Here is an 18,543-nt window from a genome sequence, read left to right on the forward strand (position 1 = left end):
AGAATTGGGTAAACTCTGCGTGAAGCTCCCCCCATTTTCACCTGATTATTCGGGGGTATGCTCTGCGATTTTTGATCTGAACTGCGTTGCGGTGATCCACGACGCTTCCGGCTGCACCGGCAATTATACCGGGTATGACGAGCCGCGCTGGTATGGATCGAAAACCGCGATCTTCTGCTCCGGCCTGCGCGAAATCGATGCGATTCTGGGCGACGATGAAAAAATGATCCAAAAGGTGCTGGACGCTACCGAAAGCCTGAATCCGGAGCTGATCGTGCTGATCGGCAGCCCGGTTCCGATGGTGATCGGAACGGACATGAAGGGAATTGCCGCCGATATTGAGGCACGCACCGGGATTCCGTGCCTTGGCTTTGACACCACCGGAACCAGATATTATTCCGACGGAATTGCAGAGGCCTGCCTTGCGCTGATGGAACGCTTTACTCGAATGCCGGAGCAGAAGATACCGAATGGAGTGAATCTGCTGGGGCTGACCCCGCTGGATTTTGGGAGCAGTGCGGCGAGCGACCTCAAGGCAGCCCTTGCGCAGAATAGTCTGGAGCTTATCTCCAGCTTTTGCGACGGCCTGACGATGGAGGCGGTTCAAAATGCCGCACAGGCTTCTCTGAATCTGGTGGTTTCACAGTCCGGCCTGCAGCCCGCCCGCTATATGGAACAGCGGTTCGGCATCCCTTACCTTGTTCAAATCCCAATCGGGAGAAAAGCGCAGGAGAATTGGCTTAAAGCCGTACATAATTGTCTGAACGAACAGAAATCCCTGGTTCCGTGCGCAGCGGGCGGAGAAACCGATATCCTCGTGCTGGGGGACGAAATTCTCTGCCGGAGCGTTCAATTGGGGCTGGAAGCCGACTTTGGCCTTACCGCCGACTGTGGCTGCCTGTTCGGCACGGAATCCGAACTCCCGGAAACAAACATCCTGAATTTAGAGGACGAGCAGAAAATCGAAGAGGCCATCACCTGCGGAAAATACCGTAGGATCATTGGCGACCCGATGCTGCGCATGCTGATTCATCCGGAAACAGAGGTGGATTTTTTCGATCTGCCCTCGTACTGCATCTCCAGTAAAATGTCCGGCATGTCGCCGGTCAGCTGCATTGGGGAATGGTTCAACGCGTTCCTTGCTGAAATACGATAATGATCGCCGAAAGGCGTTTATTATAATAAAAAATAAACCGGCGACGGCCTGAACGCATTTTCTCACTCTGCATTCAGGCAGGCACCGGTCAGGAAAGTTGGTAGAACATGTTCAAGTTCTCAAAAAGAATCCTTTCCGCGGCAGTCAGCGCAATCATGCTGACCTCGGCCCTTGGGGGCTGCGCGGGCACTGCAAACCAGACCTCCTCTGAGGCAGCCGCTCCGTCTGAGGCGGTTTCCTCCGCACAGGCAGGCGGTACCCGCACGGTGACAGACCACGCGGGGAATACGATCGAGCTTCCCGCTGAAGTCAATCGCATCGTCATTTCCTCCATCATGCCCCTCCCCTCTGTTGTGGCCCTGTTCGACGGTGCAGCGGAAAAGGTGGTCGGCATGGATCCTTCCTCCATGGCGGCGGCGAAAAACTCCATTCTGCCGAATATCCATCCTGAAATTCTGAATGCGACCACAGATTTTCTGAAGGACGGCAACCTCAACATTGAAGAGGTGTTAAAGCTGAAACCCGACGTTGTATTCTACTCCGCCGATAACACAGCGGACTACGAAGCGCTGACCAAGGCCGGGATCCCCGCGGTCGGTTTCAGCACCAGCAAATTCAAATTTAACACGGTAGAAACCTTCGACAACTGGGTCACGCTGCTCGGCGAGGTGCTCGGCCAGGCCGACACAGCCAAACAGATTGCGGACTACGGCTATCAGGTGGAGGACGAGGTCACCAGCGTTATCAAGGCGGCTGGCGACTCTATCCAAAAGCCGAAGGTGCTGATTCTGTTCCGCTATGACAACGGCACCATCAAAACCTCTGGCAGCAATTTCTTCGGCCAGTACTGGCTTGACACTACCGGCGCGGAAAACGTGGCAAAAGACCTGAAAGGCCAGGCGGAAATCAATATGGAACAGATCTATCAGTGGAACCCTGATATGATTTACATCACGAACTTTTCCCCTTACCAGCCCGACGACCTGTACAACAACTCCATCGAAGGCTTTGACTGGAGCAAGGTAAAGGCGGTTCAGGACAAAAAGGTCTACAAATTCCCGCTCGGCATGTACCGCTGGTTCCCGCCGGCCTCCGACACGCCTTTGGCCATGAAGTGGCTCGCCACGAAAAACCAGCCGGAGCTGTTCAAGGATGTCGACATGGAGAAGGAAGTCAAGGAGTACTATAAAAGATTCTATCACTACGATCTGAATGAGGATGAAATGTACCAGATCTTCCATCCCTCCAGCGAGGCTTCCGGTTTGAAGAAATGAGCAGAGCAGCACTGAGTATTCGGAGCAAACTCCTTTTGTTGCTGCTTCCCTTTGTGGTTGCGGTTATATGCCTTGGCATCGGCCGGTATTTCATCAGCGTTCCGGATACCGTGAGAGTTCTGTTTTCTCCCCTGACGGGAACCGCCGCGGAAATGGACTCCACACAGCTTTCCGTGCTGTTCGGCGTTCGTCTGCCGCGCGTGATACTGGCGATGTTCATCGGCGCGGGACTGGCTGTTTCCGGCGCGGCCTTTCAGGGACTGTTCACCAATCCGCTTGCGACCCCGGATACGCTCGGGGTTGCGAGCGGCGCTTCCTTCGGCGCGGCGCTGGCCCTGATGTTCTCGAAAAATCTGCTTGCGGTTCAAATCTCTGCGTTGGTTTTCGGTATGTGCGCGATCATACTGACCACCCTCATCAGCCGCCAGAAGGGCAAAAGCACGATCATCATGGTCGTGCTGAGCGGCATGGTGGTTTCGTCGCTGTTTCAGGCCCTGGTATCTCTTGTGAAATATGTGGCTGATCCGCAGGATGTTCTGCCGAGCATCACCTACTGGCTGATGGGCAGTCTAACGGGAATCAGCTATTCCAGCCTGATGCTGGGGCTGCCGTTTATCCTTGTGGGAACGCTGGTCATCTTCTTTTTGCGCTGGCGGCTGAACATCATGGCGCTCAGCGACGACGAAGCCCGCTCTCTGGGCGTCAACGTCAAGCGAATCCGGCTGATGATCATGTTTGCCGCTACCTTTGTCACCGCGTCGTGTGTTTCCATGTGCGGGCAGGTGGGCTGGGTCGGGCTTCTTGTTCCGCACGTTGCCAGAATGCTGTTCGGCAGCAACAATAAAAATGTGGTGCCGGTCAGCATCAGCTTTGGCGCCATCTTTCTGGTGGTGATCGACACCCTGGCCCGCAGCGCCACCGCGGCCGAAATTCCGATTTCCATTTTGACCGCCGTCATCGGCGCTCCGTTCTTTATTGTTCTTTTGAGAAAGACGGGAGGAACTCAGCTATGACTTTTGAAGTAAAAAACGGCTGCTACCGTTACCCCGGTACAGAACGGCAGGTGCTGCAAAACATCTGCCTGCATGTGGAAAGCGGCAAGGTTCTGAGCATTCTCGGCTCAAACGGAGTGGGAAAAACCACTCTGCTGCGCTGCATGATGGGGATGCTGAAATGGAACAGCGGCGAGAGCCTGCTGGACGGTACCCCCCTGCGGCAAATACCGGAACGGGAGCTGTGGCAGAAAATCGCCTATGTTCCACAGGCGAAAACCTCCGTATTTTCTTACACGGCAAAAGAAATGGTCACACTGGGCCGGTCGGCCCATTTAAAAATGTTTGAGCTGCCAAGCGCAGAGGATGAAAAGCTGGCGCTCGCCTGCATGGAATCGATCGGCATTCTCGGCCTGAAAGACAAGCAGTGCAACGAAATGAGCGGCGGTGAACTGCAGATGGTGCTGATTGCCCGCGCCATGACCTCGAACCCTGCCATGCTGATTTTAGACGAGCCGGAATCGAACCTCGATTTTAAAAACCAGCTCACCGTTTTAAACTGCATTCAGGAGTTGTCGCGGCAGCGCGGGATTTCTGCCGTGATCAACACGCACTACCCCGATCACGCCCTGCAGATTGCAGACGACGCGCTGATTTTAAACCGCGACGGTACCTGCGTTTACGGGGAAAGCACCGAGGTCATCAGCGAAGAAAACCTGAACCGGGCCTTTTCGGTTCGGGTGTGCATCCGCAGCGTGGAGGTGGAGAACGAAGCCTTCCACTGTGTGATTCCCATCAGTTCAAGGTCTGCGGCCGCACAATGAAACCAAATATTCTAAACACAGCAAAAGGCTGAGAAACGAGATCTCGTTTCTCAGCCTTTTTTGCGCTGCCAGGTGCAAATGCAAATCATCTGATGATGAACTTGTCAAACACCTGCAGACCAGATTGATTTTTTACACGTGGCCGCCTCTGTTAATACCGCTCCACACCGTCGCGCGTAACGCGCGCGTAGATCAGCGGAATCTCTTCCGGCGCCCCGTCACGGATCGTGACGGCGCTTTCAAACAGACGCTCTGCCTGTGCACAGCGGGAGGGATCGGACGTGTAAAACACGGCGAGTGGCTCACCTTTTTGCACCTTGTCGCCCACCTTCTTTTTCAGGATGATTCCGGCACTGTAATCGATGGGGTCATCCTTCTTCTCGCGCCCGGCCCCAAGCTCTACAGAGGCAATTCCGCATTTCTCGGTATCCATGGCGTAGAACCAGCCGTCCTGCTGGGCGTAAACCTCGTGGCGCACCTTGGCCTGCTGGAATTTGCTGTTGTCGTCCAGAACAGCGATATCGCCGCCCTGCGCCGCCACCATCTCTTTCAGGCGCTCATAGGCCTCACCGTTATGAAGCTGCCCCTGTGCCATGCGCTTGCATTCCTCAATGCTGCCCTTGCCCGCAAGATACAGCATGTTGGCGGCCAGCTCAATGCAGATCGCCGTCAGGTCGGCGGGGCCGTGACCCTTCAGCGTATCGCACACCTCGCAGATTTCGAGCGAATTGCCGATAGCATTGCCGAGCGGGCGGCTCATGTCGGTGATCAGCGCGACCGTCCTGCGGCCGACATGCTCGCCGATGGAGACCATCGCTTCGGCCAGTCGGATGGAATCGTCCACCGTTTTCATGAACGCGCCGCTGCCCTCCTTGACATCCAGCAGGATGCAGTCGGAGCCCGCCGCAATCTTTTTGCTCATGATGCTCGAGGCGATCAGCGGGATGCTGTCTACCGTGGCGGTAACGTCGCGCAGGGCATACAGCTTTTTATCGGCGGGCACCAGATTGCCCGACTGACCGATCACGCTGACGCCGACCTTGCGGACGATATCGAAGAAGCGCTCACGGTCAAGGAAGGTCTGCATGCCGGGGATCGACTCCATTTTGTCGACCGTTCCCCCGGTATGCCCAAGGCCCCGTCCGCTCATTTTCGCAACCGGAACGCCGAGCGACGCCACGATCGGCGAGATGACCAGCGTGGTTTTATCCCCAACGCCGCCGGTGCTGTGCTTATCCACCTTGATGCCCGGGATGGAGGAGAGATCGACCGTATCGCCGGAATTCGCCATGCTCATCGTCAGCGTGGCCGTTTCCTCCTCGGTCATCCCTTTGAAATAAATAGCCATCAAAAGCGCGGAGGCCTGATAATCCGGAATATCGCCGGAAACATAGCCGCGGATGAAAAACTCGATCTCTTCCTTGGTCAGTTCCCCGCCGTCCCGCTTTTTCTCAATAATATCATACATTCTCACTGTGAGTCACCCTTTTCCAAATCGAATCGTCGGACTAATCGCTGCATCACTTTGAAAGTGGAGCAACGATATTGATGCTGATTTCTCACGAAATAGCAGAAAACACTTTTGTTTGCCTGTTTGATGGAAAATCCGTATTACCTGTCAAGGTCTTTGCCGCTGAAACCAAGCGGAAGCAGCTCTTTCAGCGTGTAAGACTGCCATTCCTCCGGGCTTTTCGCCAGAAGAATTCGGAAGGTATCCGGGTCGCAGAATTCCATCATCACCTGCCGGCATACGCCGCAGGGCGCGCAGTACTCGCTGATGGGCGCCCCGTGCTTCCCGCCGACAATCGCGATCGCAGCAAAGTCCCGCTCGCCGATGCTCACCGCCTTGAAAAAGGCCGTACGCTCCGCGCAGTTGCTGGGGGTATAGGCCGCATTTTCAATGTTACAGCCCTGGTACAGCTTCCCGTCGGCAGTCAGAAGCGCTGCGCCCACAGCAAACCCGGAGTACGGCACATAGGCCATTTCACGCGCTTCGATCGCCGCTTTCACCAGTTCTTTGTCGTTCATGTAAGGCTCCTTCTTTCTGCTGTGATGGCAAAGGGCGGATTGTGATCCGCCCTTTGCCTGCTGAAAAAACATTCAGACCGTACTAATACTGCCCGCTGGAATCTTCGTTTTTCAGGATCTGGATGATTCGGCTGGTTCCCAGTCTGGAAGCGCCGAGCGAAAGGAAGCGCTCCGCATCCTCCATGCTTGCGATTCCGCCGGCAGCCTTAATCCTGATGCCGGGGCCAACATGCTTTGCAAACAGCGCCACATCGTCAAAGGTTGCGCCGCCGGTGGAAAAACCGGTGGAGGTTTTGATAAAGTCCGCGCCGGAGCGTGTGACGACCTCGCACATCCGGATTTTTTCCTCCTCCGTCAGGAGGCAGGTTTCCACGATCACTTTCAGGATACGCCCGCCGCAGGCCTGTTTGATCTGTTTGATTTCTTCCGTGACCTGATCGTAAAGCCCATCCTTGACCCATCCGATATTGATGACCATATCGATTTCATCCGCACCGTTCTGAACGGCGTCCTGTGTTTCGAACACCTTTACCGCCCTGGTGGAGTAACCGTTCGGGAAGCCGATGACCGTGCAGACGCGCATAGCGTCGCCCACATATTCCTTGGCCTGTTTCACATAAGAAGCCGGAATGCAGACCGATGCCGTCTGATAATGCATCGCATCGTCGCAAAGCTCTTTGATCTGCTCCCATGTGGCCACCTGCTTGAGCAGGGTATGGTCTACCGTACCGACAATTTTAGCAAGTTCCATACGTTTCTCCTTCTGTCAGCGTTCGCCTTTTTCGTAGGGCACTCCGTCTGCCTTCGGGGCAACGGAACGACCGACGAAGAGGACCAGCACAATAATTGTTAATACATACGGCAGCATGGCCAGAATCTGGCTTGGGAGGGTCACGCTGCTGTCGCTGCCGCCAAGCACGACCGTAAGGGCCTGCGCGAGGCCGAACAGCATGCAAGCGCCGTACGCGCCATACGGTGTCCATTTGCCGAAGATCACCGCCGCCAGCGCAATAAAGCCCTGGCCACTGATGGCTGTCTGGTTAAACTGAGAGATAATCGCCAGCGTCATGGAAGCGCCGCCGAAGCCCGCCATCACGCCGGACATCAGAACGCAGAGATACCGCGTGCGGGTGACGTTGATTCCGAGGGTATCCGCCGCCGCCGGGTATTCACCGACCGAGCGGATGCGGAGACCCCATTTGGTTTTGTAAAGCACAAACCAGATGACTACCGTAGCAATCAGAGCGAGAAGAACGGTGACATCCACATTCAGGCTCTCTGCAGGTGTGCCATGAAACGCGTTTTCGCCGAACAGCTTCGGCAGCGTTTTTACGGGAGGCGTCATTGCCGCATTGTCAAACAGCAGGCGGCAGAAGAACAGCGCAAATCCAGGGCCGAGCAGGTTGATAGCAATACCGGAAATCGTCTGATCCGCATTGAAGGTAATGGACGCGATGGCGTGCAGCAGAGCAATCGCCGCGCCCGCTGCGCCTGCGGCCAGAAAGCCAAGCCAGGGGTTGCCGGTATAGTAGCTGACGGACGCCGCGGTCAGGGCACCCATCGTCATCATGCCCTCAATACCGATGTTGATCACGCCGGAACGCTCCGAAATCACGCCGCCCAGCGCGCCGAACACCAGAGGGGTGGAATACATCATCGTAATTCCAACCAAAAGCAAAATACTAGTTAGCATGTTCGGTACCCCTCTTTCCCAGTCTGTCTGCCAGAATCGGAACAATCCGAGTCAGGGCCACAAAGAATACAATCGTACCGATCATGATATTGATAATTTCGGTCGGTGCGCCAACCACCTGCTGAACGCTTTGCCCGCCATACAGCAGCCCGCCGAACAGCAAACCGGCAAACACACAGCCAACCGGAGAGGAACCGGCGATTAGGGCCACCGAAAGACCGTTGAAGCCGTTGTTTTCAAACGCAGCCAGCGTAGAGATGCCGTGCGGCGCCGTGCCCGTAATTGCAAGCGCACCCGCCAGGCCCGAAAGAGCACCGGCGATCAGCATGGCGTCGATGATGTTGCGGCTGACATTGATGCCGGAGAATTCCGCCGCGTCGCGGTTAAAGCCAACGGCGCGCAGCTCATACCCCTTTGTGGAACGGTACAGCAGAACCCAGATCACCGCGACCATCACGATCGCGATCAAAATCCCGAAATTCACGTCTGTGCGCACCAGCATATCGTACAGCCACTGGTGGGGTTTCAGCACTGCTATCCCCTCAGGGGAGGCTTTCCACTGCGGAAGCAGCATCGTGTAGCTCGACGCATTCACCGGCAGGCTGGCGGTGGAATTCGGCTTATGGTACGCCTCTGAATTCACGATAAAATTGCAAAGATACAGGCCGATCCAGTTCAGCATGATGCTGGTGATGACCTCGTGGATCCCGAACCTTGCTTTCAGCAGACCGACCATCCCGCCAAACAGAGCGCCGCCCAGCACACCGGCCAGCACAACGATCGGAATCTGGAACACCGGGGCCAGATCAAGCTTGACGCCCACAAGGACGGAAAACACGGTGCCTGCAATGTACTGCCCCTCGGCCCCAATATTGAACAGGCCCGTTTTATAGGCAAACGCCACAGAGAGGCCCGTCAGGATAATAGGCGTCGCCTTGATGATGACATTCGAAATGTACTTGGGCTTGGAGAAAATCCCGTTGAACAGGGCGCCGAACGCCTGTATGGGATTATATCCCGCCAGAATCAGAACAATCGCCGCTACCAGAAAGCCGAACAGCACGGCAATCAGCGTGGAGGTGATTGGTTTTTTCAGTATCTTAACCAGCGTTTTCATTCCGCTTGCCTCCCGCCATTAATAGTCCAACCGTGTTTTCGTCGGCTTCCTCCTGTGTAAAGGTGCCGGTAATCGCCCCGCCGTAAATCACGCAGACGGTATCGGCCACATTCAGGATTTCATCCAGCTCCAGCGAAACCAGCAGAATGCCCTTGCCCTTATCGCGCTCCTGTACCAGCATTTTGTGTACATACTCGATCGCGCCCACGTCGAGACCGCGGGTGGGCTGCACGGCGATCAGCAGATCAGGGTCGTTCGAGATTTCTCTTGCGATGATCACCTTTTGCTGGTTGCCGCCTGAAAGCCCGCGCGCCGGGTGCCCCTCGCAGTCGGCCGGGCGGATGTCGTAATCCTCCACAAGGCGCTTTGCAAAGGCTGTGATTTTATCCAGCAGCAGCATGCCGCGTCTGCTGAACTGACTGCTGCGGTATTTTTCAAGCACGGTGTTTTCCGCCACGGTGAACGGCATCACCAGTCCACGGCGCTGACGGTCTTCATGTATGGTTGAAATTTTATGTTCAATGACATTGCGCGGAGTCGTATTCTGGATTTCGGTTCCATTGATCCGAATGGTGCCGCTTTCCACCTTTGTCAGACAGGTAATTGCCTCTACCAGCTCTTTCTGACCGTTTCCGTCAACGCCGGCAATTCCGACAATCTCGCCTCTGCGCACGCGAAGCGAAAGGCTCTTGACCGCTTCGAGTCCGCGTTCGTCCTTTACTGTCAGATTTTCAATTTCAAAAACAACATCGCCAGGCTCGGCGGGTGTTTTGTCTACCACCAGCTTGACCTGGTGACCCACCATCTTTGTCGCAAGCTCTTCTTCGCTCACATCGTGAACCGGGAACGTATCAATATATTGGCCACGGCGAATGATCGTGCAGACATCGGATGATGATTGGATTTCTTTGAGCTTATGGGTAATGATGATGATGGTTTTTCCATTTTCAGCCAGACCGCGCATGATCTCGATCAGCTCGCCTATCTCCTGCGGGGTAAGAACCGCAGTCGGCTCGTCCAGAATCAGAATATCCGCGCCGCGGTACAGCGCCTTTAAAATTTCAACGCGCTGCTGCATTCCAACGGAAACATCTTCAATTTTTGCATCGGGGTCTACCTCAAGACCGTATTCCTCCACGATCTTCAGAACATCTTCGCGCGCTTTCTTCATGTCGAGAACACCGAACTGGCCGGTCACTTCTTTGCCGAGAATGATATTCTCCGTAACCGTAAAATTGTCTACCAGCATGAAATGCTGGTGCACCATTCCGATGCCGCGCGCAATGGCATCGTTCGGATTTTTGATGGCGACTTTCTCACCGTTTAAAAAGATTTCCCCGGCATCGGCCTGATACAGGCCGTAAAGCACATTCATCAGGGTACTTTTACCGGCGCCGTTCTCGCCCAAAATGGCGTGAATCGATCCTTTTTTGACATCCAGATGCACCTGATCCAAGGCGCAAAAGGAGCCGAATGTTTTCACAATACCGTGCATCTGTACTGCGTATTCCGGACTGATTTCCATAGTAAATCTCCCCTAACCTTCCGTTCCCTCTTTTACGGGGAAAGGCGCCCGAAGGCGCCCCTCCGTAAAAAAGTGCAGATGCAATCAATTATTTCAGGTTTTTAACAAAGGTATTGTAGTCTTTTTCACTTGCAGGGGGAACCAGCTTGCCGTCTTTGATCTGATCCTGCAGAGCCGCAGCGGCCTTGTAGGTCTCTTCGCCCATGAGCTTGTGCTCCTCGGGGATGCCGGCTGCTTCTTCCTTAACGCCCAGGCTGATGGTGGTGCCACCGGTTGCTTTGCCGTCCATGATCTCTTTGGAGACTTCTTCAACAGCCTTGTCAACCTTCTTCAGAGCGGAGGTCAGAACGTTGTTGGGAGCAAGGAAAGCCTGATCCTTATCAACGCCGATCGCGTATTTGTTTGCTTCCTTCGCAGCCTCGATCACGCCGGTGCCCACGTTGCCCGCGGCATGGAATACGATGTCGCATCCGCCGGAGAACATCTTGGAAGCGATGGCCTTACCCTTCGCGGAATCGACGAAGCTTTCGGCATACTGAGCAACTACCTCAACGGTTTTGCCCATCTCTTTTGCGCCGTAAGCAACGCCGGCCTTGTAGCCGTATTCAAACTGATCGATTACGTCGCTCTTTACGCCGCCCACAAAACCGACTTTATTGGTCTTGGTGGTTTTCGCCGCAATGTAGCCTACCAGGAAGGAGGGCTCCTGCGCGCGGAACACAACCGCAGTCAGGTTGGAGGGGGTCTCTTCGTATGCGTTGTCTACGATTGCAAACTGAACATCCGGGTTTGCTTTTGCCGCATTCAGGATCGCGTCGCCCATTGCAAAGCCAACGCCCCAAATCAGATTGTTTTCGTCATCGACAGCCTTATCCAGGTTTGTCGCATAGTCGGCTTCCTGCTTGGACTCTGCATAGCTGACGTCCGCGCCGTTGTCGGCCTTTAATTTCTGCAGGCCTTCCCAGGAAAGCTGGTTAAAGGACTGATCGTTGACACCGCCGGTATCTGTAACCATGGAAACCTTGAAGTCCGCTTTTGCCACGCTGGAAGTTTCGCCTGAGGACGCCGGTGCGGCGCTCGAGGTTGCTGCTCCGCTGGAGCAGGCTGTGGCAGACATCGCCATCGACGCTGCGAGTAAAAGTGCAAGAATCTTTTTCATACATTTTCCTCCTGATATTTTTTTGAATATGATATACCGCCGGAAAGCGGTATTTCTGGCTTTGAGGACGGGGAATGAGAATCTCCGGAAGCCGAACGCCGCCAAAACCGGCCGGGCGGTCAGCTTTAAAAACCAAACGGAACGATCAGGCAAGGGCGAGGGCAATCTCCATCATCTGGGTAAAGCCGGTCTGGCGCTCCTCGGCCGGTAGGGATTCCCCAGCCAACGGACGATCGGAAATGGTGAGCAGACAAAGAGCATTTTTCCCTGCGCGGGCCGCGTTCATGTAAAGCGCCGCGGCTTCCATTTCCACCGCAAGGACGCCCATTTTCTTCCATGCCGGGAGAGCATCTTCGTTGTCGTCATAGAAAGTATCGCTGGAAAGGACGTTGCCGACCTTCATCGGAATTCCCAGTTCTTCCGCCACCTTGACCGCGCGGCTCAAAAGACCGTAATCCGCAATCGGTGCATAGGTGCCGGGCAGACGGTACTGCTCTGCAAAGCTGGAATTGGTGCAGGCACCCATTCCGGCCACCACGTCGCGCAGCTGAACGGTGTCGGCCAAGCCGCCCGCCGAGCCGATGCGGATAATATTCTCTACTCCATAGAAGTTGAAAAGTTCGTAGGTGTAAATTCCAACAGAGGGCATGCCCATGCCGCCGCCCATCACAGAGACGGGGCGCCCCTTGTAGGTGCCGGTAAAACCGAGCATATTGCGAACGGTATTAAAGCAGGTGACGTTCTCCAGATAAGTTTCTGCAATAAATTTCGCGCGCAGCGGATCGCCCGGCATCAGAACCGTTTTGGCAATCTCGCCTTTCTTCGCGGCGTTATGGGGCGTTGGTACATTTGACATCTTTGTTCCCTCCGTATTAACGTAAAATTTCGTTCAGGCTGGATTTACCTGTAATACGCGGCTCTACTCCGAAATACTCCAGAATCGTCGCGCCGATATTGGCAAAGGTGGGACTGGTCCCAAGGTTTGCGCCGGCTTTGACCTGTTTGCCGGTAATCACCCACGGAATGTATTCTCTGGAATGGTCGGTCGACGGTGTGGAGGGATCACAGCCATGGTCGGCGGTGATCATCAGCAGATCATCATCGCGCAGGCCCGCCAGAAGTTCCGGCAGCTTCTCATCAAAATAGGCAAGCGCCTTTGCGTAGCCGTCCACATCGTTGCGGTGGCCGTACAGCATATCGAAATCGACCAGATTGATAAAGCACAGGCCGTTAAAGTCCTTTTGCAGGTATCCGAGCGTACGTTCAATTCCATCCGCGTTGTTTTTGGTGCCGATCGCCTCAGTAACGCCTTTCCCGACAAAAATGTCGTTGATCTTGCCCACGGCGATCACATCAAAGTCCTTCTCACTGAGCTGGTCAAGCATCGTCACGGCCGGCGGCTCCATCGAGAAATCGTGCCGGTTGGAGGTGCGCGTGAAGTTCGGGTACTCGCCGGTGAACGGGCGCGCAATCACCCTGCCCACACCGTGCTCGCCTTTGAGCATTTCCCTTGCGATTCTGCAGTAACGATACAGTTCCTCCGGCGGGACAATGGATTCGTGCGCCGCAATCTGGAACACGCTGTCTGCGGAGGTATAGACGATCAGCGCACCGGTCTCCACATGCTCTTTGCCGTAATCGCGGATGACATCCGTACCGGAATAGGCCTTGTTGCACAGTACGCGGCGGCCTGTTTTTTCCTCAAACTCACGGATGACCTCCTCCGGAAAGCCCTCCGGGTAGGTGGGCAGGGGCTTCGGGGAATAAATGCCCGAAATCTCCCAGTGGCCGATCGTGGTATCCTTACCCTTAGAAGCCTCCTGCAAGCGTCCGAAAGCGCCCGTGGGAGAGCTCTCCTTCGGCCAGCAGTCTACCCCATCGATATTAAAAAGGCCGAGCTTCTGCAGATTGGGCATATGAAAATATGGACTGGCCGCGCACGCGGCCAGCGTATTGCTGCCTTCATCGCCGTATTCCGCAGCGTCCGGCTCCTCACCGATGCCGCAGCTGTCCAGAACAATCAAAAACACCCGTTTATTCATAGGTCAAACTCCTTCTTTTCGTCTCGTTGTCTCCCGGATTTTCAAAGAAACCGGCAGCATATTTTCCCGCTGTTGGATCGTGCCATGCTCCGTCTGCTCCACGATGAGCTGTACGCACAGCCGGCCAATCTCTTCAATCGGCTGCGCCACCGTCGTCAGGGTCGGGATCATCAGGCGGCTCAAACCCACATCGTCGTAGCCCACAATCATCACGTCGTCCGGAACCTTGCGGTGCTGCTCATAAAGCACTTTATAGAGGGCGAACGCCACCAGATCGGTAGAGGCGAGAATCCCGTCCGTGTGGGGATACCGCTCGAACAGCTCCCGCGCACTTTGAACACCCTCGTCATAGCTGTATCTGCTGTTGACAAACAGCGGCTCGATCTGATGCTCCCTGCAGACATCCACATACCCCTGGTAACGCTGCTGACTGCTGGAATACTGAATCGGCCCGCGCATGAGAACCAGCTTTCTGCACCCGCAATCGATCAGGTGCTCTGTGGCGATCCGCGCACCGGTGTAATTGTCGGACTGAACGGAGGCCGCGTAAAAGGCATCCGCGCTTTTGTCCATCAGCACGATCGGGATCGGGCAGTTGCGGATTTCTTCCTCTAAATGCTCGTTGTTCGCGGTGATGATGATGCCGTCCGCATTCATGCCCATCAGCATCTTAATATACGATGCCTCTTTTTCCGGATTTTCATCCGAATTGCAGAGGATCATTTTATAGCCGCTGCGAAACGCTTCGTCTTCAATCGCCCGCCCGACCTCGCTGAGGAAAATGTTCAGAATACTCGGAACAATATAACCGATCAGCCGGGAGGATTTTTTGTAGAGAGAGCGCGCGATCTCGTTGGGATTAAACCCTGTTTTGCGGATGGCTTCTTCCACCCGCTTTGTTTTTTCCTCGCTCACTTTAGCCGTACCGTTGATCACGCGCGACACCGTTGCGTTGGAAACGCCGGCCATGCGGGCAATATCGCTGATATGAACCAAAATGCTCACCCAAAACCTTCTATGTATCAAAGTTTTGCTCCCCATACGGGAAGCGGCAGGCAATTATAAAACGCCCGCCCTGCCTGCAAAAACATGCTCGCTGGTACCACAAAGCTTGAAACCGGTTTCATTCAACGGCCTGAATGGTCTGTTTGTCTATATTATAAACCACTTCTGCCATTTCGTAAATTAATTTTATGAAATTTTATGGAAATTTTCTAAAAATGCAACTTAAAATGAAATTATGCAAAGAAAAAATTATTTTCAACGGATCGGGCCGGCCGGCCCGCCTTTTCGGGAGAACGGGCCGGGGCGCAATCGGAGGAAATTCATTTTTCGAAACGGGCCATCTGTGCCGAAGCACATTGATTTTACAGATAAGCGTAAAACAGCCACTTGCCGCTATTTTACAATGATATTGCGGAACCCGACGGAAGCGGCCAGCTCCGCGAGCTGCTTCATCCTCTCTGCAGACGGGGAGGAAAATGCCGCGAACGGGCCTTTCACGCCGTTATTCCGGAAGGAGATCAAAAGCAGGCGCGTATTGCCGGTCAGCGGGCCGAGCAGCTCCGCGGTGCCGCGAATCGCGTCCTCCGCGTCGACATGCCCCTCCACATTGACAATACGCACTTCCTCAAGCTTCCCGCAGGAGGATAGGAACAAGAGGTTTTCCTTGACGGCGGCGTTATCGCCGCCCGTGAGCGCCCGGAATACACCCGGCGACCACGCTTTTACATCCAGCATCACACCGTCGCAGACCTTCATCAGCTCCGGGTATTTCGAAAAGCGCACGGTGCCGTTGCTGTCCAGCAGGCAGGTAAGGCCCTTTGCTTTGGCCAGTATGAACAGCTCCTGCAAAAACTGGGGGTACAGCCCGCACTCACCGCCGGAAACGGTGATCCCGCGGATAAAAGGGATATTCTTTTCCACTTCCTTCATCACGGCAGGGGCATCCATCCAGCGGATTTTCGGGGATGCATGGTGTGGACACACCTCGATACACGTGTTGCAGGATACGCATTTGGATTCGTCCCACACCACGACTCCGTCCACCATAGAAAGCGCGCCCTCGGGACATCGCGGCACACAGACGCCGCAGTTGTTGCAGAGATTCTGCGTTTCGGGATTGTGGCAGTAACCGCACGCGATGTTGCATTTCTGCAAAAAGATGGAGGTGCGGCTGCCCGGGCCGTCGACTGTACTGAACGGAATGATCTGGTTGACAGGCACTTTTGTCATGCCATTCGAACCTTTCTTTCAGCAAGGTGATTTTTATCATAGTTTGGCGCGCCAAGCTGTGTGGTATTCTGCAGAACCGCTTCATGCTTTCTGTACTTTTCCATTTCGCTGCGCTTGACGAGGAATCCGGTAATGCGGATAAGATCGGTATCGGCGGAATAGAAGCTCATGTACTGAACGCCGAGGGAGAACGCGCCCTTCACCACATCCAGCAGCGCTGCCGGATTCTGGTGGACGTTGCTTGCGATCGGGAAAATATCGCCTACGCCCGCAGGGAAATAATGATGGAACTTCGAGCTGTGGCGCAGATGGTCGGCAAAGGAAACCGGCTCATCGCCGATCGGAATGCGCACACCGGACGTAATGCCCTGGTCACTGTCGAGCCCAACCTGCGCGTGCAGCAGGAACTGATCGCCGCAGACCGGAGAATACAGCGCCTTATACTGCGGTACAAGTTCGTTGATTCTGTTCATAATCCGCACGCCGAGGTCGTCGGCCTCCGGATCCTGCCCGTATTTCTTCCCCTGCTCACGCAGCAACGCGTTGACGCACTCCGCGAGACCGGTAACGCCGAACATGCCGAGGAAACGGTCTTTGGAGAGCAGCCCTTCCTTCACAAGGAAGTTTGACTCGAAGAAGCCGGATTCCTCCACAATAAAGCGGATTCGCTCGTTCATATAATCGGCAATCAGGCCAAGGCATTCCGGCAGCAGCTCATTCAGGAAATGCTCCTCGTTTTTCGCTTCCTTCACCAGCTCGGTGAGCGTGACGCGGGTGAGCGTGTATGCGCCGCCCTGCGTCGGCAGGATGTTGTAGCAGCTCGCTACGCCGTACTGGTCGCCGAATGGTACCCGGTTGGCCGCATGGTTGCAGATAGCCGGGTTCGAGCAGTCCAGCGAGCACTGGATCGCCTGCTCCATAAAGGAATCCGGCGTGATGGCCGGGTCGTATTTAATGGTAAAGTTGGGAACCGTATTTTTCAGCTCCGCTTCCACCTGCAGAATCAGGCGGCCCGCACGGGTATCCTCCGGCCCAAGATTGGCATGACAGAACGAGTCGGTGATGGTGCGGTCAAGATACGTGAGAAACAGACGCAGCTTTTCGCGAATTTCCTCATCTGTATGGCCGTCGAGGTACGGTTCCATCATCTTGTCGAGACTGCCCAGATATACTGGGAAGTTTGTAATGGACGGCACATGGCGATACAGGATCATCAGGGAGAAAATCAGTTCATCCAGCGTTTTGGGCGGACTCAGCTTTAAAAACTCGCTGCCCTGCTCAACAAATTTCTCGTAATCGGGCAGAATATAACGCGGGCGGTACGGTGCTCCCCCTTCAAACAGGTCGTTGATCGCGCCGGTTTCAAAAAAATGCTTTGTGCGCGGCGGAATGTTCAGCACATCCAGCGCATTCTCTGCACATTTGGCCAGACCCATCAGCTTCTGTTCATGGGTCAGCTCACGGGACGTAAGGGTTTGATAGGTGTTATCCAAATCAATCATGACAATTTCTCCTTTCCGATCTTCTGTGCGGAAACGGTGCGCGCAGGCGGTAGTCCGCTCTGCCGCAGGGATTATTTCAAAAGAAAAGATTCCATCTCTTTTTTCAGGGCTTCGTACTGGGCGGCGGTGATTTGCAGCTTTCCGTTTTTCACGCTCACCAGGTGCTTTGCCACCAGCCGTGAAACGGCCCGGTTCACCGTACGCACGCTGTTGCCGGTCGTTTCGGCAATCTCCATGCGCGTGTACGTCAGCCTTACGGATTCGGGCATATCCCCGCATTTTTCATACGCGCGGATCAAAAACTGGACGACCCTCCCGTCCGAATCGAGAAAATGCAGGCTGCGTTCATTGGCCGTCTGGTTGATATAGCTGTTCAGAATCCAGCGAACATGCAGGAAAAACAGCTCCTGATCGCAGCGCATCCACAGCAGATAGGCATCCACCGGGAAAGCAGCCAGCTTGCACGGGGTCACCGCGCGAACCTCGGCAATATAACGGGGAATTCCGCCGAGCACCTCATATTCCCCAAAAAACTCCGGCGCCGCGGCCTCGGTCAGGGTGTAGCGTGAAACGCCGGTCTGGTTGGTAACAACGGACACACGGCCTTTCATAAGGTAGTAGACCATATTGCTTGGATCGTCCTCATGAATGAGACTTTCGCCCGCCGAAAGGGTGATTGGGTACACCTGGCCGTCTGCCGGATATTTCGCCAGCATCTTGCGAAGTTCCTTGCGGAACGGTTCGCTTTCCGCTTCTAAATATTCACTGACCTTCACCATACACCCTCCCTTCTGAATTGTATTGTATATCAACAGAAGAGAGAAATAAAAGGACATGTGTCCTGTTTTGTGAAATATAGCATAATTTCTATTCGCATAAACCTATTTTGTGCACAATGACGGTAATCATGCTTTTTTCTGGAATTCCACATTTTGTTCTTGACAGTTTAGAGCTTGATTGCTAAACTAAATCTTGAAATCACGTAAGCATAAGATT

Annotated in this window: 17 protein-coding genes; 4 read left to right on the forward strand and 13 right to left on the reverse strand. The window is 54.6% G+C overall.

Annotation, left to right across the window (positions count from 1 at the left end; all coding sequences use genetic code 11):
- Positions 1-4: 4 nt before the first annotated feature.
- The 4 genes from TY09_RS01070 to TY09_RS01085 all read left to right on the forward strand — a co-directional run bounded on the left by TY09_RS01070 (position 5) and on the right by TY09_RS01085 (position 4,246).
- The gene (locus TY09_RS01070) at positions 5-1,156 is read left to right on the forward strand and encodes a nitrogenase component 1 (RefSeq protein WP_042430241.1); all 1,152 of its coding nucleotides are present in this window, start codon (positions 5-7) and stop codon (positions 1,154-1,156) included.
- Between the two features lie 107 nt (positions 1,157-1,263).
- A complete protein-coding gene (locus TY09_RS01075; RefSeq protein ID WP_042430242.1) occupies positions 1,264-2,430 on the forward strand; it encodes an ABC transporter substrate-binding protein in 1,167 nt (388 codons plus the stop codon).
- Positions 2,431-2,465: 35 nt separating this feature from the next.
- On the forward strand, positions 2,466-3,443 hold the full coding sequence (locus tag TY09_RS01080; RefSeq protein WP_411918136.1) for a FecCD family ABC transporter permease: 978 nt from the start codon (positions 2,466-2,468) through the stop codon (positions 3,441-3,443).
- Positions 3,440-4,246 (forward strand): ABC transporter ATP-binding protein, encoded by an 807-nt coding sequence (locus tag TY09_RS01085; RefSeq protein ID WP_009062556.1) that lies wholly within the window; start codon positions 3,440-3,442, stop codon positions 4,244-4,246. Before TY09_RS01080 ends, TY09_RS01085 begins: the two co-directional genes overlap by 4 nt.
- Before the next feature lie 151 nt (positions 4,247-4,397).
- Here TY09_RS01085 and TY09_RS01090 read toward each other — a convergent pair whose 3' ends face one another.
- The 13 genes from TY09_RS01090 to TY09_RS01155 all read right to left on the reverse strand — a co-directional run bounded on the left by TY09_RS01090 (position 4,398) and on the right by TY09_RS01155 (position 18,326).
- Entirely contained in the window at positions 4,398-5,714 is a 1,317-nt protein-coding gene (locus TY09_RS01090; RefSeq protein ID WP_042430249.1) for a pyrimidine-nucleoside phosphorylase, read from the reverse strand.
- Positions 5,715-5,857: 143 nt separating this feature from the next.
- Positions 5,858-6,346, reverse strand: a complete 489-nt coding sequence (locus tag TY09_RS01095) for a cytidine deaminase (RefSeq protein ID WP_275051686.1) — start codon at positions 6,344-6,346, stop codon at positions 5,858-5,860.
- A gap of 10 nt (positions 6,347-6,356) precedes the next feature.
- Positions 6,357-7,025, reverse strand: coding sequence for a deoxyribose-phosphate aldolase (deoC, locus tag TY09_RS01100; RefSeq protein ID WP_009062605.1), 669 nt, complete (start codon positions 7,023-7,025; stop codon positions 6,357-6,359).
- A gap of 15 nt (positions 7,026-7,040) precedes the next feature.
- A complete protein-coding gene (locus tag TY09_RS01105) occupies positions 7,041-7,967 on the reverse strand; it encodes an ABC transporter permease (protein ID WP_009062736.1) in 927 nt (308 codons plus the stop codon).
- Positions 7,957-9,084: an ABC transporter permease gene (locus TY09_RS01110; RefSeq protein WP_009062659.1), complete on the reverse strand. Its 1,128-nt coding sequence runs from the start codon at positions 9,082-9,084 to the stop codon at positions 7,957-7,959. Before TY09_RS01110 ends, TY09_RS01105 begins: the two co-directional genes overlap by 11 nt.
- On the reverse strand, positions 9,068-10,609 hold the full coding sequence (locus tag TY09_RS01115) for an ABC transporter ATP-binding protein (RefSeq protein WP_042430252.1): 1,542 nt from the start codon (positions 10,607-10,609) through the stop codon (positions 9,068-9,070). Before TY09_RS01115 ends, TY09_RS01110 begins: the two co-directional genes overlap by 17 nt.
- An 88-nt stretch (positions 10,610-10,697) precedes the next feature.
- Positions 10,698-11,768 carry a BMP family lipoprotein gene (locus tag TY09_RS01120; RefSeq protein WP_042430255.1) on the reverse strand — a complete coding sequence of 357 codons (1,071 nt, stop codon included), beginning with the start codon at positions 11,766-11,768 and terminating at the stop codon, positions 10,698-10,700.
- 145 nt (positions 11,769-11,913) lie between these two features.
- Entirely contained in the window at positions 11,914-12,624 is a 711-nt protein-coding gene (deoD, locus tag TY09_RS01125) for a purine-nucleoside phosphorylase (protein ID WP_042430258.1), read from the reverse strand.
- 16 nt (positions 12,625-12,640) lie between these two features.
- Complete coding sequence (locus tag TY09_RS01130) at positions 12,641-13,810, reverse strand: phosphopentomutase (RefSeq protein ID WP_042430261.1); 1,170 nt, start codon at positions 13,808-13,810, stop codon at positions 12,641-12,643.
- 3 nt (positions 13,811-13,813) lie between these two features.
- On the reverse strand, positions 13,814-14,815 hold the full coding sequence (locus TY09_RS01135) for a LacI family DNA-binding transcriptional regulator (protein WP_042430264.1): 1,002 nt from the start codon (positions 14,813-14,815) through the stop codon (positions 13,814-13,816).
- 393 nt (positions 14,816-15,208) lie between these two features.
- Positions 15,209-16,045, reverse strand: a complete 837-nt coding sequence (locus TY09_RS01145) for a YjjW family glycine radical enzyme activase (RefSeq protein WP_042430270.1) — start codon at positions 16,043-16,045, stop codon at positions 15,209-15,211.
- On the reverse strand, positions 16,042-17,547 hold the full coding sequence (locus tag TY09_RS01150) for a YjjI family glycine radical enzyme (RefSeq protein ID WP_042430273.1): 1,506 nt from the start codon (positions 17,545-17,547) through the stop codon (positions 16,042-16,044). The genes TY09_RS01145 and TY09_RS01150 overlap by 4 nt, the downstream gene beginning before the upstream one ends.
- A 71-nt stretch (positions 17,548-17,618) precedes the next feature.
- On the reverse strand, positions 17,619-18,326 hold the full coding sequence (locus TY09_RS01155) for a Crp/Fnr family transcriptional regulator (protein ID WP_009062493.1): 708 nt from the start codon (positions 18,324-18,326) through the stop codon (positions 17,619-17,621).
- Between the last annotated feature and the right edge of the window lie 217 nt (positions 18,327-18,543).

Source organism: Faecalispora jeddahensis, assembly GCF_000577335.1.
Classification (GTDB): Bacteria; Bacillota; Clostridia; order Oscillospirales; family Acutalibacteraceae; genus Faecalispora; species Faecalispora jeddahensis.